18 protein-coding genes are annotated in these 15,914 nt (G+C 67.0%); 3 read left to right on the top strand and 15 right to left on the bottom strand.

What is annotated here, in order from left to right; translation table 11 throughout:
• The 4 genes from AC5Y4D_RS02920 to fadD5 all read right to left on the bottom strand — a co-directional run.
• Nucleotides 1-399: MlaD family protein (locus tag AC5Y4D_RS02920; RefSeq protein ID WP_500036290.1), on the bottom strand; the 399-nt coding region annotated here is incomplete at its 3' end.
• A gap of 4 nt (nucleotides 400-403) precedes the next feature.
• Nucleotides 404-1,273 (bottom strand): MlaE family ABC transporter permease, encoded by an 870-nt coding sequence (locus AC5Y4D_RS02915; protein ID WP_499946302.1) that lies wholly within the window; start codon nucleotides 1,271-1,273, stop codon nucleotides 404-406.
• Complete coding sequence (locus tag AC5Y4D_RS02910) at nucleotides 1,273-2,010, bottom strand: MlaE family ABC transporter permease (RefSeq protein WP_499946344.1); 738 nt, start codon at nucleotides 2,008-2,010, stop codon at nucleotides 1,273-1,275. Before AC5Y4D_RS02910 ends, AC5Y4D_RS02915 begins: the two co-directional genes overlap by 1 nt.
• 283 nt (nucleotides 2,011-2,293) lie before the next feature.
• A complete protein-coding gene (gene fadD5, locus AC5Y4D_RS02905; protein WP_500036297.1) occupies nucleotides 2,294-3,952 on the bottom strand; it encodes a fatty-acid--CoA ligase FadD5 in 1,659 nt (552 codons plus the stop codon).
• A gap of 158 nt (nucleotides 3,953-4,110) precedes the next feature.
• Here fadD5 and AC5Y4D_RS02900 point away from each other — a divergent pair, with 158 nt between their 5' ends.
• Nucleotides 4,111-4,815 (top strand): GntR family transcriptional regulator, encoded by a 705-nt coding sequence (locus AC5Y4D_RS02900; RefSeq protein ID WP_500036289.1) that lies wholly within the window; start codon nucleotides 4,111-4,113, stop codon nucleotides 4,813-4,815.
• 284 nt (nucleotides 4,816-5,099) lie between these two features.
• On the opposite strand, the gene AC5Y4D_RS02895 is transcribed toward AC5Y4D_RS02900, so the two are convergent.
• The gene (locus tag AC5Y4D_RS02895) at nucleotides 5,100-5,540 is read right to left on the bottom strand and encodes an SRPBCC family protein (protein ID WP_499946304.1); all 441 of its coding nucleotides are present in this window, start codon (nucleotides 5,538-5,540) and stop codon (nucleotides 5,100-5,102) included.
• A gap of 21 nt (nucleotides 5,541-5,561) precedes the next feature.
• Nucleotides 5,562-6,017, bottom strand: coding sequence for an acyl-CoA thioesterase (locus AC5Y4D_RS02890; protein WP_500036288.1), 456 nt, complete (start codon nucleotides 6,015-6,017; stop codon nucleotides 5,562-5,564).
• A gap of 14 nt (nucleotides 6,018-6,031) precedes the next feature.
• Here AC5Y4D_RS02890 and AC5Y4D_RS02885 point away from each other — a divergent pair, with 14 nt between their 5' ends.
• Complete coding sequence (locus AC5Y4D_RS02885; protein WP_500036287.1) at nucleotides 6,032-7,132, top strand: alcohol dehydrogenase catalytic domain-containing protein; 1,101 nt, start codon at nucleotides 6,032-6,034, stop codon at nucleotides 7,130-7,132.
• 56 nt (nucleotides 7,133-7,188) lie between these two features.
• Nucleotides 7,189-8,523: a sensor histidine kinase gene (locus AC5Y4D_RS02880; protein ID WP_499946346.1), complete on the top strand. Its 1,335-nt coding sequence runs from the start codon at nucleotides 7,189-7,191 to the stop codon at nucleotides 8,521-8,523.
• On the opposite strand, the gene AC5Y4D_RS02875 is transcribed toward AC5Y4D_RS02880, so the two are convergent.
• From AC5Y4D_RS02875 to AC5Y4D_RS02835, 9 genes are all read right to left on the bottom strand, one after another.
• Nucleotides 8,517-9,446: an alpha/beta hydrolase gene (locus AC5Y4D_RS02875; RefSeq protein WP_500036286.1), complete on the bottom strand. Its 930-nt coding sequence runs from the start codon at nucleotides 9,444-9,446 to the stop codon at nucleotides 8,517-8,519. The genes AC5Y4D_RS02880 and AC5Y4D_RS02875 overlap by 7 nt on opposite strands.
• Nucleotides 9,428-10,141: an SDR family NAD(P)-dependent oxidoreductase gene (locus AC5Y4D_RS02870; protein WP_499946308.1), complete on the bottom strand. Its 714-nt coding sequence runs from the start codon at nucleotides 10,139-10,141 to the stop codon at nucleotides 9,428-9,430. The genes AC5Y4D_RS02875 and AC5Y4D_RS02870 overlap by 19 nt, the downstream gene beginning before the upstream one ends.
• Nucleotides 10,138-10,485, bottom strand: a complete 348-nt coding sequence (locus tag AC5Y4D_RS02865; protein ID WP_499946309.1) for a nuclear transport factor 2 family protein — start codon at nucleotides 10,483-10,485, stop codon at nucleotides 10,138-10,140. Before AC5Y4D_RS02865 ends, AC5Y4D_RS02870 begins: the two co-directional genes overlap by 4 nt.
• Complete coding sequence (locus tag AC5Y4D_RS02860; protein WP_499946310.1) at nucleotides 10,482-11,222, bottom strand: HpcH/HpaI aldolase family protein; 741 nt, start codon at nucleotides 11,220-11,222, stop codon at nucleotides 10,482-10,484. Before AC5Y4D_RS02860 ends, AC5Y4D_RS02865 begins: the two co-directional genes overlap by 4 nt.
• Nucleotides 11,219-12,187 carry a zinc-binding dehydrogenase gene (locus AC5Y4D_RS02855; RefSeq protein WP_499946311.1) on the bottom strand — a complete coding sequence of 323 codons (969 nt, stop codon included), beginning with the start codon at nucleotides 12,185-12,187 and terminating at the stop codon, nucleotides 11,219-11,221. Before AC5Y4D_RS02855 ends, AC5Y4D_RS02860 begins: the two co-directional genes overlap by 4 nt.
• Before the next feature lies 1 nt (nucleotide 12,188).
• Nucleotides 12,189-13,400 (bottom strand): cytochrome P450, encoded by a 1,212-nt coding sequence (locus tag AC5Y4D_RS02850; RefSeq protein ID WP_500036285.1) that lies wholly within the window; start codon nucleotides 13,398-13,400, stop codon nucleotides 12,189-12,191.
• Nucleotides 13,397-14,101 carry an NIPSNAP family protein gene (locus AC5Y4D_RS02845; protein WP_500036284.1) on the bottom strand — a complete coding sequence of 235 codons (705 nt, stop codon included), beginning with the start codon at nucleotides 14,099-14,101 and terminating at the stop codon, nucleotides 13,397-13,399. Before AC5Y4D_RS02845 ends, AC5Y4D_RS02850 begins: the two co-directional genes overlap by 4 nt.
• 10 nt (nucleotides 14,102-14,111) lie before the next feature.
• The gene (locus AC5Y4D_RS02840; RefSeq protein WP_500036283.1) at nucleotides 14,112-14,642 is read right to left on the bottom strand and encodes a hypothetical protein; all 531 of its coding nucleotides are present in this window, start codon (nucleotides 14,640-14,642) and stop codon (nucleotides 14,112-14,114) included.
• 80 nt (nucleotides 14,643-14,722) lie between these two features.
• The gene (locus tag AC5Y4D_RS02835; RefSeq protein WP_500036282.1) at nucleotides 14,723-15,886 is read right to left on the bottom strand and encodes a CaiB/BaiF CoA transferase family protein; all 1,164 of its coding nucleotides are present in this window, start codon (nucleotides 15,884-15,886) and stop codon (nucleotides 14,723-14,725) included.
• Nucleotides 15,887-15,914 lie beyond the last annotated feature (28 nt).

The following is a 15,914-nucleotide window of genomic DNA, read 5'->3' as shown; positions in this document are numbered from 1 at the left end:
CTTGTCGTCCTTGGGCGTCGTCAGCGACACGTACTTGCCACCGAACACAGTGGTGGCCTTGATCTGGGTGTCCACGTTCTCCGGCACCACGCCGTTGGGCCCGAGGTACTGGGGGTAGATCTCCAGCGTGAACTTCGCGGCCGGCTTCCCGTTGCGGGAGACCTCCGTGATGTCACCGACCCGGCCGATCTGGACACCGTTGTAGGTGACCTTCGAGCCGGGGTCGATGACCAACCCGGCCCGCTCGGAGAACATCGTCACCTTGTCCTTGGACGTGAATCCGCCGCGGAACTGTACGTACACCAGCGAAAGCACGAGCAGCAGGACGACCAGCGCGGTGATGCCGATGGTCTTGTAGGGCGTGCTCGGCATCTTGTTCTGTCTGCCTGGACCAGTCATGGCGCTACACCGTCAGTGCGAAGTTAGGGTTGACGCCGTACAGCGCCAACGCGGCGGACAGGACGACTATCTGCACCGATACCAGTGAGAACCGCATGGATCGGCCCACGGCTTCGCCGACGCCGACCGGCCCGCCGCCGGCGTTGTAGCCGTAGTAGCAGTGCGTCACCATCACGATCAACGCGATGATGATCGCCTCCAGGAACGACCAGAACACGTCGTCGGGGCGGAGGAACGTTCGGAAGTAATGCTCGTAGGTACCTGTCGACTGCCCGTACAGCGCGGTCGTCACGATCTGCGGGGACAAGAAGGACATGATCATCGCCAGCGCGTACAGCGGGATGATGACCACCAGGCCGGCGATCACCCGGGTGGAGGTGAGGTACGAGATCGAGTTGATGCCCATCACCTCGAGGGCGTCGATCTCTTCGGCGATCCGCATCGCGCCCAGCTCCGCGGTGGCACCGGCGCCGACCGTGGCCGCCAGCGCGATGCCGGTGACGACGGGCCCGGCGATACGGACGTTGATCAGCGCCGAGAAGAATCCGGTGAACACCTCGACGCCGATGTTGCCCAGCGACGCGAAACCCTGAATGGCCACCAGCGAGCTACCCGACAGGGTCACGAAACCGACGATCGCGGCGGTGCCGCCGACCACGGCCATCGCACCGGTGCCCATACCGATCTGGGCGATCAGGCGCAACGTCTCCTTGCGGTACGACGCGATTGTCTGCGGGATCAGCCCGATGCTGCGCAGGATGAACCAGGCCATCTGACCTGTGGTGTCCATGCCCCGCCCGACGCTGCCCGCGTACTTGTTGACATTGGCGACCGCACGGGGGAACCGGGACCGAACTACCACAGCTGTCGACATCAGCGCCCCGTCCCGAATCGCACCCCGATGGTGGTCAGGATGACGTTGACCGCGTACAGCGCGACCACGCACAGCACCACGGTCTCGTTCACGGCGGTGCCCAGACCCTTGGAACCGCCGCTGACCGTCAAGCCGCGGTAGCAGCCGACCAGGCCGGCGATCAGCCCGAAGGTCGCCGCCTTGACCATCGCGATGATCACCTCGGGTAGGCCGGTGATGGTGGTCAGCGTGGCCAGATAAGCGCCACCCGACACGTTCTGCAGGTAGACACCGAACAGGTAGCCACCGACCAGTCCCACGGTGATCACCAGGGCGTTGAGCAGGGTGGCGACGACGGTCGCGGCGATCACCCGGGGGACCACGAGACGGTGGATCGGGTCGATGCCCAACACCTCCATCGCGTCGATCTCCTCGCGGATGGTGCGGGCGCCCAGGTCGGCGCAGATAGCTGTCGAGCCGGCACCGGCCACCACCAGCACCGTGGTCAGCGGACCGAGCTGGGTGACCGCGCCGATCGCCGCGCCCGCGCCGGACAGGTCCGCGGCGCCGAACTGAGCGAGCAGCACGTTGAGGGTGAAGATCAGCAGCACGGTCAGCGGGATCGAGACCATGATCGTTGGCAGCAGCGCGACCCGCATGATGAACCAGCACTGCTGAATCAGCTCGCGCCACTGGAACGGTCGGCGGAACAACGCGCGGCCGATCAGCACGCACATCCGGAAGAACCCGCCGATCATCGTCAGCGGTGTCTCCAGCTGGTCGCGAACGTAGCCCAGCAGCTGCGGACGAGAAGATGTCGTCACGATTGCCCCCTCACCTACGGGCCGCCCGCGTCGAGGCAATGCTGCGGCGAATGGTGTTGCACGCCTCCTCCTTGCCCGACCCTACGGATGTGACCCAGCGCTCCCTACCGGCAGGTAGTAACGGAGACTACAGGAATGTACCCGATGGTCGTCCGCGTGTGTACTGCAACTCGACATTTGACACTTTGTCAGCACCTGGCAAACATTTTGAGCCCCGTCAGCTTACCTCTCCTGTTGTTGATTCTGTTGTCGCAGAACGCCTTTCGATATCTTTTCGCATCCCGTACCGCACCCGCAGTTCAGTCTTGAGCACCTTCCCGGCGGGGTTGCGGGGCAGGGCGTCCACGATCTCGAGCGCCTTGGGATGCTTGTACCTCGCAAGCCGCTCGGTCAGGTACTCATCCAACTCTTCGATGTTCAGGTGGCCTTCCGTTACAGCGGCCACCGCGACGGGCACCTCGCCCCATTTCTCGTCGCTGCGCCCGATCACCGCGACCTCGACGAAGCGTGGATGACCAGCCAATACGTTCTCCACCTCGGCGCAGTAGATGTTCTCGCCGCCGGAGATGATCATGTCCTTCTTGCGGTCGACCACCCAGACGTAGCCGTCGGCGTCCATCCGCACCAGGTCCCCGGAATGGAACCAGCCGCCAGCGAAGGCTTCGGCGGTGGCCTCCGGGTTGTTCCAATAGCCACTCATCAATGTCGGTGCGCGATAGACGATTTCCCCGATCTCGCCGACCGGCACGTCGTTCATGTCGTCGTCGACCACCCGCGCGGCGACCGTCGGGATCACCTTGCCCACCGATCCGCGCTTGCGGATCGCGTCGTCGCCCAGCAGCATGCAGGTGACCGGGGACATCTCCGTCTGCCCGAACGCGGCGAGTATCTGGGTGCCCGGGAACATCTCAGACATCTGGCGCAGCAACACATCTGGCGCGGGCGCGGCACCCCACGACATCGTGCGCAACCGTAGGTCGCGCGGTCTTGCCTGCTGCTCGGCGCACACCGCCTGCCACTGTGCGGGGACCAGGAACAGTCCGGTCACCTTCTCGGCCTCCAGCACGTCGAGCAGTTGTCCGGGATCGAAAGCGCCGAGCGGATAGATCACCGTCGGGACGCCGAGCAGCAACCCGCTGAGCAGGTTGCCGACCCCGGCGATGTGGAACAACGGGACGCCGACGAAGCCGACGTCGTTGTTGAGATCCACCCCGTTGGTGTAGAGCATCGTCATGGTCTGCCCGGTCAGGTTGGTGTGGGTCAGCACCGCACCCTTGGGCCGCCCGGTAGTCCCCGAGGTGTACATGATCAGGGCCGGCAATTCGTTCGGGATGTCGACCGGTGCCGGCCTGTCGCCGACCTCATTCATAAGGTCTTCATAGAAGAGGACATCGTTGTCTGGCGTCGTGTCCGCCGCCGAACCCGCGACCACCACCGTCTCCAGCAGCGCCGCGATGTCACGCACGCCGGTGGCCACCTTGGCCAGGACCGCTTCGGTAATGATCACCCGCGCGCCGCTGTCCTCGACCAGGAAGGCGATCTCGGCGGGGGTCAGCCGGAAGTTCAGCGGTACCGCGATCGCGCCGAGCATGTTGGCCGCCAGTACCGACTCGACGAACTCGGTGCGGTTGAGCATCAGGACCATCACCCGGTCGCCGAAACCGACTCCGCGCCGGTTGAGCGCTCCGGCGAGCGCGGCGACGCGGTCCCGCAGTCCGGCCCACGTCAGGGTGTCGCCCAGGAACCGCAGCGCGGGCGCCTGCGGCTGCATCATGGCGTGCCGCTCGAGCTGGTTGACCCAGTTCTGCCGCCGAGCGAGGTAAGGCTGCTCGTGGGCTTCGGCCTGTGTCACGTGGCCGGCGAGTTGCGCGGTCAACCAGTTCCGTCCCTTCACTTGCGCACCGCTTGCGTCAGACTGATATTTGATAAAACATGTGTTGTCTGGGTCACATTAACGGGCACGGCAGCCGTTAACAAGGCCTCGAAACGACACGGTAGAGACCCGATAAGCGGCTGAAAGACCTGGCAGGGCACGTGAACGCACCTTTGTCGGCAGCGTCGTCCAAACCCCGGCGCGCTCGTCCGCTGCGGCGCTCACAGCTGTCCGACGAGGTCGCCGGTCACCTGCGCGCCGCGATCATGTCCGGCAAGCTCCGCCCGGGGACGTTCATCCGGCTCGACGACACCGCCGCCGAACTCGGGGTGAGCATCACCCCGGTGCGCGAGGCGCTGTTGAAGCTGCGCGGCGAAGGCATGGTGCAGCTCGAGCCGCACCGCGGCCACGTGGTGCTGCCGTTGACCCGCGAGGACATCAAGGACATCTTCTGGCTGCAGGCCACCATCGCCCGCGAGCTGGCGGTCACCGCGACGGACCGCATCACCGAGATCGAGATCGTCGAGCTGGAGCGCCTCAACGATCTGTTGTCCAAGGCCGTCGTGGCCGGCGACGCCGAGGCCATCGCGACCTATGAGTTCTCCTTCCATCGCGTGTTCAACCACGCCAGCGGACGGATCAAGCTGGCCTGGTTCCTGCTCAACGCGGCGCGCTACATGCCGGCGCAGATGTATGCCGCCGATCCGCGATGGGGTGAGGCAGCGGTCGGCAACCACCGTCAGCTGATCGCGGCGCTGCGCCGCCGCGACGCCAAGGCCGCGATCAAACACACGGTCTGGCAGTTCACCGATGCGGCCGAGCGGCTGACCGAAGCGCTGGACCGAAGCGGGATCTTCAACTCTTGAGGCGTTGCGGCCGCTGAGTGCACGAGGGTCCGCGCCAGCAGGATATGCCGTTTCGGTTGCTGCGTGACTTCGGTTGTGAAGCCTTGGCTTTGGGTGTGAAGTGACGGCGTCCGGTGTGAAGCCTGGGCGGGAAAATCGTCGGGATCCCGCCCAGGTTTCACGCGCAAAGCCCAGGTTTCACGCGCAACGCCCAGGATTCACGCGCAAAGCCCAGGTTTCACGAGCAAAGCCCAGGCTTCACGCCAGAAGCCTGACGGATGCTGAGTCCGGCCATCCGGCGGCCCCTAGCCCGCGCCCAGCTGCTCGGCGCGCTGTTTGACGTTGGCCGCCAGCTGCTCCAGCACGTTGTTCAGCAGCATCTTCACCATCGGCGGCGGCACCGGCATGCTGGGCTCGACGTCGATGTCCACGGTCAGCAGGCTGTTGGCGCCTACCGGTACCACGCTGAACAACTGTTCCTGCTTGGTGAACAGGTCGCCCTGCTGCATCACGGTCTGGATCTGGTTCTCGCCGGGGTAGTACACGGCGTGGATGTAGACGCCATCGAGGCCTTGCACGGAGGTGTCCAGGCGTACCTGGCTGGCGCGGCCGTCGTCGTAGCGGGCCAGTACCCAGGCACCCTTGACCCCTTCGTTCCATTCCGGGTACCGCTCGATGTCGGAGACGATGCCCATGATTGCCGCGGCATCGGCGCTGACCTCGACCGTCTTACTCAAAACTGGCATTGGCGAAGCATACTGGGGCGGCTAGTCGGCGCAGGCGGTTGCCAGCAGCGACCGGATGGCGTCGGGGATCGGGACCGGTCGGCGGGTGTCCCGGTCGACGTAGACGTGCACCCAATGCCCGAGCGCCGCGATCGGTTGCGCGTTTTCCGAGGTCTTGAAGATGCCCAGGCGGTAGGTGACGCTGCTGCGGCCGAGCCGGCTGACCGCCAGGCCCACGGTCAGGCGGTCCGGGAAGCCCAGAGAGGAGAGGTACCGGCAGCCCGACTCCGCGACGATGCCCAGTTCGGGGATGGTGAGCGGATCGACGCCGGCCTCGGTGGCGATCCAGCCGTTGATCGCGGTGTCGAAGAGCTGGTAGTAGACGGCGTTGTTGAGGTGGCCGAACATGTCGTTGTCGGCCCAGCGGGTGAGCACCGGCCACAGCACCGGGAAGTCGCTGCTGGTCAGGCCGTCCGGCACAGCAGGCACTGAACTCATGGTTGTATTCCAGCATGCTGGCGATCCGGGGCGCGGTGCTGGAGCGGATCGGTGCGCCACGGCCGTACGCGCAATCCCGGCCGATCAGCGTCACCGACCTGGAGCTGGCCGGACCGGGCGCGGGCGAGGTGCTGGTCCGCGTGGAAGCCGCCGGGGTGTGCCACTCCGACCTGTCGGTCGTGGACGGCAACCGGGTCCGGCCGACGCCGATGTTGCTGGGTCACGAAGCCGCGGGGATCGTCGAAGCGCTCGGCGACGGGGTGACGGAATTGCGGGTCGGGCAACGGGTGGTGCTGGTGTTCCTGCCGCGCTGCGGGCAGTGTCCGGCGTGCGCGACACAGGGATTGACGCCGTGTGAGCCGGGCAGCGCGGCCAACAACGCCGGCACTCTGCTCGGCGGCGGGATCCGCCTGAACCGCACCGGCCATCCGGTGTATCACCACCTGGGCGTTTCGGGTTTCGCTTCCCACGCGGTGGTCAACGCGGCCAGCGCGGTCGCGGTACCGCCCGACGTGCCGCCGGGGGTCGCCGCCCTGCTGGGCTGCGCGGTACTCACCGGCGGCGGCGCGGTGCTCAACGTGGGCGACCCGCGGCCGGGCCAATCGGTCGCCGTCGTCGGCCTCGGAGGCGTCGGCATGGCCGCGGTGCTCACCGCATTGACCTATCCCGGGGTCCGGGTGATCGGCATCGATCAGCTACCGCAAAAGCTTTCTGCGGCAACCGCTTTGGGCGCTCACGAGACCTATACCCCGGAGCAGGCCACAGGGGTCAAGGCCGACGTGGTGATCGAGGCCGTCGGACATCCCGTCGCGCTGGAGACGGCGATCGCGCTGACCGCGCCCGGGGGGCGGACCGTCACGGTCGGGCTGCCCCGGCCCGATGCGCGAATCAGTCTGTCTCCGTTGGGCTTTGTCGCCGAAGGCCGCTCGCTGATCGGGAGCTACCTGGGCTCGGCGGTGCCCAGCCGCGACATTCCCCGCTTCGTTGAGTTGTGGCAGTCAGGCCGGCTGCCGGTGGAAAAGCTGGTCTCGGCGACCGTTCGGTTGGACGACATCAACGAGGCGATGGACCATCTGGCCGACGGCACCGCCGTCCGTCAGCTGATCACTTTCTGATCGAGGACCGACATATGACGATCAACGACCGGGTGTACCGCCTGCTGCGGCTGCCGTTGCCGCTGGTCTCGTTGCGCACGATCGTGATCGTGGCCGCGCTGTCGGTGATCGCGCTGGTCATCATCCTGGGCACCTGGGTGTGGGTCGGCGTCACCAACGACCAGTACAGCCAACTGGACCGGCGGCTCGACTCGGTGAGCAGCCTGGGTGACGTCGCCACCCTGCTGACCAGCCCGCAGCGTTCGCCCACCGATCAGGTTGCGCCGGACGACAGCCTGGTTCGCACCGTGCGGGTGGGCGCCAACACCATGTCCGTGCCGAGCGGCGTCGTGCTGCCCGCGTTGCCGGTGGGCTACGCCTCCACCGCGATCAACGGGGTCCCTTATCGGGTGCGCACGTTCACCGCGGGAGACGCCACCGTCGCGCTCGGTGCGCCGCTGTCCGAAGCCGAAGACCGCATCGACCAGCTGCACCTGCGGGTCCTGCTGATCTGCGGCAGCGTCATCGTCGGCACTTTCCTGGTCGGCAGCGTCATGTGGCTGATCATGATCAACCCGTTCCGGTTGCTGGCCCAGCAGGCCCGCGCCATCAACGCGCAGTCCAACCCGGACGAGGTGCAGGTCCGCGGGGTCTGGGAAGCGGTGGAGATCGCCGAGGCCGTCGAAGGCATGCTGGCCCGGATCGGCGACGAGCAGCAGCGCACCAAGGACGCGCTGGACTCGGCCCGCGACTTCGCTTCCGTCGCCTCCCACGAGTTGCGCACGCCGTTGACGGCGATGCGGACCAACCTGGAGGTGCTGGCCACCCTGGAGCTGCCCGCCAAGCAGCGCGAAGAGGTGATGGCCGACGTGATGCGCACCCAGAGTCGTATCGAGGCCACCCTGTCCGCGCTGGAACGGCTGGCCCAAGGGCAGACCATCACCACCGACGATTTCGTGCCGGTGGACATCACCGAACTGCTGGATCGCGCGGCACACGACGCCGAGCGCATCTATCCCGAGCTGACGGTGTCGTTGCTGCCATCGCCGACGTTGTTGATGCTCGGTCTGCCGACCGGGCTGCGGCTCGCGGTGGACAACGCGATCGCCAACGCGGTCAAGCACGGTCACGCCGACCAAGTGCAGCTCTCGGCGGTGAGTTCGCGCGCGGGAGTGCAGATCGCCGTCGACGACGACGGAACCGGCGTGCCCGAACATGAGCGCGAGTCGGTCTTCGACCGGTTCTCCCGCGGATCCACCGCGTCGCATTCAGGGTCGGGTCTCGGCCTGGCGCTGGTGGCACAGCAGGCCGAATTGCACGGCGGCACCGCGTCTTTGCAGGCGAGCCCGCTTGGTGGCGCGCGGTTGTTGCTGGATCTGCCGGGTCCGCGACCGCCCAGCGACAACTACTGATCGCCGTAAAACGCCTTCGCCAGCGCCTCGCCCTGCAGCGCGAACAGCCGTTGGCTGGCCGACCATTCGGGTAGCAGCGAATCGAATCCGTGGCAGGCACCGGGGAATACGTGCAGCCCGGTGCCGACCCCGGCGCGCAGCAAGCGCAGCGCATATTCGACCGCTTCGTCGCGGAACGGGTCGATCTCCGCGCAGGTGATCAATGTGGCTGGCAGGCCGGTCAATTCGCCTCGCCGGGCGGGAACGGAGGCGTGCGACGGGGCCTGCCCGCCCAGATAGTGATGCCACATCAGCTGCGCGCCCTCACCGTCGAAGGCCGGGGTGGCACGGAATTCGGTCATGGATTGGGTACGACGGTCGTCCAGCACCGGTTGGTGCAGCAGCTGAAAGAGCAACGGCGGCAACGCTTTGTCGGCGGAACCGTGTGCCAGGCAAGCGGCCAGCGCGGCGCCGGCGCTGCTGCCGGCGACGGCCAGCCGAGCCGGATCCACATCGAGTTCCGCTGCGTTGGCGACCACCCAATTGAGCACGGTGACAGCGTCTTCCAGCGCGGCCGGGAAAGGGTGCTCCGGCGCCAGTCGGTAGTCCACCGAAACCACCGAACACCGGGCGCGACGGGCGAGTTCGATGCACTGCCGGTGGTCGGTGTCGAGGTTGCCCAGCGCGAAACCGCCTGCGTGACAGTAGATAACCGCCGGTGCCGGCGGCGCGCCGCCCCGGTAGATCCGCACCGGCACCGTGTCGGCGTGCGTGTCCTCGATGTCCAAGCCCGCGGCGTCCCCGACGCTGTCGGCGCGACGCTGGTTCATCGATTCACGGATCAGCGGGATCGCTTCGGCGGTGAAGATCGTCCGGGTGACGGCTACGGCACGCAGCGCCGGATGCAACCGGTCGACGGCCTGGATCATCGGATCTGCAGGCATTGCCCACCGTCGACGACCAGTTCCGAGCCGGTGATGAAGGACGCCGCCTCGGACACCAGAAAGGCGACCGCGTCGGCGATCTCGGTCGGTTGGCCGAGCCGACCGAACATCGCCACCGCGGCCAACCGCTGCTGGATGTTCTCGTCAAGCATCGGTGTGGCAATCGGACCTGGGAAGACGGCGTTGACGCGGATGCCGTCCGGGGCGAGTTCGGCGGCGGCGGTCTGAGTCAGGCCGCGCAGCGCCCATTTCGCCGAGCCGTAGGCACAGTGCTGCGGGAACGGCCGGATCGCGCCGGTGCTGCAGATGTTGACGATCGCGGCGTTCTGAGCTTTCCGCAGTTGCGGCAAGGCCGCCCGCATGCCCAGGAACGCACCTAGACAGTTGACCCTCCAGGAGTTTTCGAAATCGTCGACGGTCTCCTCGGCCAGCGCGGCGCGATGCAGCATCCCGGCATTGTTGACCAGGGTGGTCAGCGACCCGAATCGCTCGACCGTGGCAGCGACGGCGGCATCCCACTGGGCCGGGTCGGTGATGTCCAGCCGGACGTCCAGCACCTCGTCGTCGCCGTCCAATTCGTTTGGCAGCGGGCTCAAGTCAGCGGCGGCCACCGAGTAGCCGTTGGCGCGCAGCTTGGTGACGATCACCCGGCCCTGCCCGCCGGCGGCACCGGTGACCAATGCCACGCGGGTCATGTTGCGGCCCTGTGGAACTGACGGCGGCGGATCAGCCATGTGCCCTCGCTGCGCACCAGCTCGTCTTCGTAGTGCCCGGGTCGCAGCTCCGTGTCGTTGACGAACAACACCTGCGATCGCGCGGTCGCAGTGTCGTTGGCGACGTCGACGCTGATGGCGCCCAACAGGTGTAAGCCGCGTGGCGCCTGGTCGAACATCGCGCCGATACCGGTGTGGCCGGAGTATGTCTTCCCGTAGGCGACGAATTCGGCGTCCTCGGTGAACACCGCCAATCCCTCGGCGACGTCGTGGGTGTCGAGGGCCAGCGCGTAGCGGGCCAACAGGTCGCGGATCTCGTCGCTCATTGCGCGGTCGCCTCACGCAGGTGTTCGGTGGCCCCGCGGCGCAGCGCCTGCGATTCGGCCGCCAGGGTGATCATCTGGAACCCCATCTTGGCCAATGTGTTTCCGGTCTTCCCGTCGCTGCCGTGGATTCCGGTGATGAGGCCCGCGTCGGTGGCCGTCCGGTGAATACGGGAGATCGCTGCCAGGACCTGCTGATTGGCCAACGCGCCCACCACGCCGACACCCATCGAGAGCGCCAGATCGGCTGGGCCGACATAGATTCCGGCCAGGCCGGCTACGGCGCAGATCTCCTCGATGCCGGAGACCGCGGCCGCGGTCTCGATCATGGCGAAGACGCTCACCCTCGATTCCAGCGCTGCCGGGTCGTGTCCGAGGCTGGCCCGCAACGGGCCGAAGCTGCGCACCCCGGCGGGCGGGAAGCGGGTGGCCGCGACCGCCGCGGCGGCCTGGTCCGCCGACTCGATCATCGCGATGATGACGGCGTCCGCGCCGGCGTCGAGGACCCGGCCGATCGGCGCCGGGTCGGCATTCGGGAGCCGGACGGCGGTGGTGATCGGCACGTGTTCCAGCCGCCTCAGCATCCCGGCGACGTCGGCGTCGTCCAGATAGCCGTGCTGGGTGTCGAATCCGACGTAGTCGTAGCCGGCCTTGGCGAACTCTTCGGGGCCGATCAGCGTCGGGCCGGTGACCCAGCCACCCCAGATGATCTGCCGCAGGTCGCTTTGGAAGATGCTCATCGGCAGATCGCGATCTTGACCCGCTCGGGGACCGGTCGGCAGGCGAGGTCGAACGCGGCCTGGACGTCGTCGACGGCGAAGGTGTGCGTCAGATACGCCTCGAGCAGTTCGGGGTGCTCGGCCGCGAACTCGGCGGCTTGTTTCAGCATCCGCCGCCGGTCCAGTGTCACACCGGATTTCAGCGTCAGGTTGTTGCGCAGCATGGCGCGCATGTTGATCGGATAGGCGTCGTCATCGGCGACACCGAAGTAGAACACGGTACCGCCGGGAGCGGCAGCGTCGATGGCGTGGCCCAAGGTGGCGACCTGATGGCCGACCGCCTCGATGACCACGTCGGCCCGGTCGGCGGGAACCAGTTGGCTGACCCACCTGTCGCTGGTGGCGCGGACTGCCTCGTCGACTCCGAATGTGCCGCTGAGGCTTTCGCGGTCGACGGGATCGACGCCGGTGACGCGCCGGGCCCCGAATGCCTTGGCGACGTAGGAGAACAGCAGGCCGATCGATCCCTGTCCGATGATCGCCACGTGCCGTCCGGCCAGATCCGGCAGCTGCTCGCAGGCGTACAGGACGCAGGCCAGCGGTTGCAGCCCGACCGCCTGTGCGGGGGTGAGCACCGGGTCGTAGCGTGCCAGTCCGTCGCCAATGCTGACCACACGCTCCATCATGCCGTCGAAGCCGGAGGCCCAACCCACCACCAGGTCACCCGGACGGTGCTCGGGGTGCCGGCTGGCGATCACCTCACCGGCGACCTCGTGGATCGGAAAGCCGTCCTTTTCCGGCCCGCTGCGCCCGTCGTCACCGGGCAGGCGGCCCCGGGACCCGCGGAACGCAGGCAGGTCGCTGCCGCAGACTCCCGCGGCCGAAAAGCCGAGCAGCACTTGCCCATCCGTGAGGCCCTCGGACGTCTTTTCCGCGATGTCGGTCCGTTCGAACAGAAAGGGGGCGATGATCCGGTAGGACCACACGTCAGACCTCCACCGGGATGTTGTTCCAGCCCCACTGGAAGCTCGACGGCAGCCGGGTTGCCCGGTCGCCGCGGATCGCGAAGTCCGGCACTCTTTTCAGCCATTCCTGCAGTAGCACAGCGACTTCCAGTCGGGCGAGGTGGAAGCCGAGGCAGAAATGCTGGCCGCGGCCGAAGACCAGGGAACGCTTTATCGGCCTGTCCCAGATGAACTCGTCGGGATCGGGGTATTCCCGCTCGTCCCGGTTGGCCGAGGCGAGCAGCGTGATGACGCGCTGTCCCGGTTGGATCGTCTGGCCGTGAATGGTGAAGGGTTTGCGGGCGGTGCGGGCAAACCATTGCGCCGGCGCGCAATACCGCAGTATCTCCTCGCGGGCGATTTGCACGTTTCGGGCGAGATCGGCTCGTACCGCTGCCATCTGGTCGGGTCGTTGGCTGAGCTCCCACAGGCCCGTCGCCACGATCTTGGGTACGGTCTCGGTGCCGCCGATGAAGACGCACAGCATCTGGGTGGCGACCTCGGTGTCGCTGAGCGCGCTGCCGTCCGGCAGGTGGTAACCGAGCAGCCCGTCGACTATCGGAAGCGCATCGCCCTGACCGGCCCGGTGCCGTTCCACCACCGGAATCAAAAATTGCAGATAGTTGGGCCGGGACTCGGCGGTGTCGACGCCTTCACCGGGCTGGGCGAGACTACCGGCATTGACGGCGGCCAGCACCTGCGGCGCGAGATCGACTGATATGCCGAGCAGTTCGCACACCATCGATGCCGCGACGATGCCGCCGTACTCCTGGGTCAGGTCGAATTCGCCGCGCGGCAACAGCAGGTCCAGGCGTTCGTTGGCCAGCTCGCGGATTCTGGCTTCCAGTGCGGTAACCGAACGTGGCCGGAACGGTTGGGAGTGCGCGCGGCGGATCTCGCCATACAGGTCCGCGTCGAACACCGCGTGAAACGGCAAGGGGTGCAACGGCGGATCGGCGACCGGGCCGTCGTTGTGCTTGGCCAGCACCGACGCCGGTGGCAACGTGCCTTCGGATGCCACAAAGGTTCCGTCGTTGACCTCCAGCACCCGCCAGATGTCCTCGAATCGGGAAAGCGCGAACGTATCCCACTGCGGCAGGTAATACACCGGATGTTCGTCGCGCAGGATGCGGTAGTACGCCGGCGGGTTCGCCATCACCTCCGGATCGAATGGATCGTAGGAGAATTCGCTCATTGCAACGGCGACGGCGGTAACGCCTGCAGGATGGAGTCCTCCCAGCCGTCGCGCAGTGCCGGCGCAACGCTCATCCAGGTGACGATCTCGGCCGGCGGGCTGTCCTTCCAGGACGGGTAGTGATTGGCGAAGCACTCCCAGCCACCTTCGAGCGCCCAGTAGTGGATCACCTCGTTGAATCGGAAGGTGGTGGTGAACGAGCCAAGCCAGTATTTTCCGGTGCTTTCCGACCACGGCACGTAGAGCCGCTCCAGTTCGCGGATGTAGTCGTCCTGCCGGCCGGGCTTGGTCTGCATGATCTCCTGAATCACCAGCGGCGCAGCGAAATTGGCTTCCCGCAGTTGAGCCAGCGTCCTGTTGCTGGGGCCGGGGTACATGATCCGGCCCTCCCCGGAGGCGCCGATACCGGCCAGGAATTCCTGCCACTGGGCGGCCGCGGTCTCGTGGCTGCCGCCGGGAGCCTGCGCGGCACCGATTCGGGCGTAGTCGGCGAAGGCGTCGATCTCCCAGATGACGGTGACCTGGGGCCAGTGGCCGTTGTAGGGGGTGGACTCCCAGATCGCGAAGAGCCGGGCGCCGAGGTCTTCCATCATCGGTTGGTAGGTGGCGGTGAAGACTTCGGTGAAGCGGTCGCTGCGCCCGGAGCCAAGGTCGATGGTTTCGTGCAGGTACAGCAGCGTGTGGCGGTAGTACTTCTTCATCGTGTCCCGGTCACCCGAGCCGAGCCGAGTCGGTGAACATCGTTTCGGTGGGATCGATTGACCGATACGGGATTTCGGCTGCGCGCAGCGCCTGCCCCTTGAAGGCTCGGGCGGCGGCACTCAGGGTGTAGTCGGTCCTGGTCATCCCGCGCGCCATTCCCAGCGGCCACTGCCGGCCCCACAGCGCGACTTCGGTCAACCGATCGTCGACGGCCCTGCGTACCCATTCGCGGACGCAGTCGTGGGCGGTGAGGGCTTCGACGCTGACCGCCAGGGCGTCACTCATCGGGGCCGACATGTCCAGCTCGTCGAGTTCCAGCACCTGGGCACCCAGGATCCGCAGCGGCCGGGCGGCGCAACCGCGCGGCAGCAGGACGTTGACCGCCCAACCCGCCATCACCCGGTCGAACAGCCATCCGCCGGCCGTCAGGACAACGTCGCCGGTGTCGGTGGCGAGGACGTCGAGCCGATGCTGCAACGCTTGACCGTCTTCGCGGCTTCGTCGCGCCGCGCCCGTCATATGGAACGTCGAAGTGACCATCAATCCGTGCCTGTCGCGCTTGTCATGGGCTGGTGGACAGCGTGACACTTTTGCGTAGTTTTGTAAAGTTCCGCCGCTGCCTATAACTGGCGGCGGGCTGCCAATTCGGCGAGTACTTCCTTGGTGTGCTGGCCCAGGTCGGGGGCCGTTGAACGAGGTGACCAGGGCGTTCCGTGGAAATCCGCGGGCGTGGCCACCATCGGTACGTCGCCGTCGGGGTTCGGCACGTCCACGATGCCGCCGGACGCGTGGAACTGTTCGTCGGCCACGATGTCCTCGAGCGTGTTGATCGGCGACCAGAAGAAGTCCGGTTCGGCGGCGAACAGCTCGGCCCATTCGTCGAGCGAGCGGGTCGCGAAGATCTCGTCCAGCGCGGCGATCAGCGGCACCGCGTTGACGGCGCGGGCCCGGGCGTCCGGATATTGCGTCAGCCACTCGGGACGGCCGACCACCCGGCACAGTGCCGGCCAGTGCCGGTCGACCTCCAGGCCGACGATCCAGAATCGGCGACCGTCGCCCGCGGCGTAGTTGTTCATGCACGGGTTGCCCATCGTTGCGCGTTGCCCGATCGCGATCGGCTGGCCGGTGAGCAGGTAGGTGTTCAGGTCGAAGCTGACCGTGTAGGCGCCCTGCCGGTACAGCGACGTGGTCACCAGTTGGCCCTCCCCGGTACGTTCGCGGGCCAGCAGCGCCGCGCACACGGCGGCCGCCAGCGTCATGCCCGCCGAGTGATCACCCATCCCGCCGCGCTGGAACGGCGGCGTGTCGCCGGGCCGGGTGAGCAGGTGGGCGATGCCGCCGCGCGACCAGAATGCGGCGACGTCGTACGCAGCGCGGTCGGCGTCGGGGCCGGCTTCGCCGTAGCCGGTGATCAGGCCGTAGACCAATCTCGGATTGCGTGCGGCGACTTGCTCGTAGTCCAGCCCCAGCCGTTGCAGCGCCCCGGGTCGCACATTCGTGACGAAAACGTCTGCGTCATCGAGCAATTCGAGCGCGGTCTCGCGTCCGGCTTCGGTGGTGAGGTCCAGCACGACGCTGCGCTTGGACCGGTTGTCCATCTCGAAAGGCGGGTTCACGCCGAGGTCGCAACCCAACATCCGGCCGAACAACCGCCCGGGATCACCGGTCGGCGGTTCGATCTTGACGACGTCGGCACCCCAGTCCGCCAGGATGCCTCCGGTCGCCGGCCCGGCGACCCACACCCCGAGTTCGACGACCTTGATGCCTTCCACCGGTCCCGCCATGGGTGGAACACTAACCAGCCGGGCTAGA

Source organism: Mycobacterium sp. NGS67, from assembly GCF_059812185.1.
Note: the sequence above shows the minus strand (reverse complement) of the source record. Positions and strands in the feature narration are given on the sequence as shown.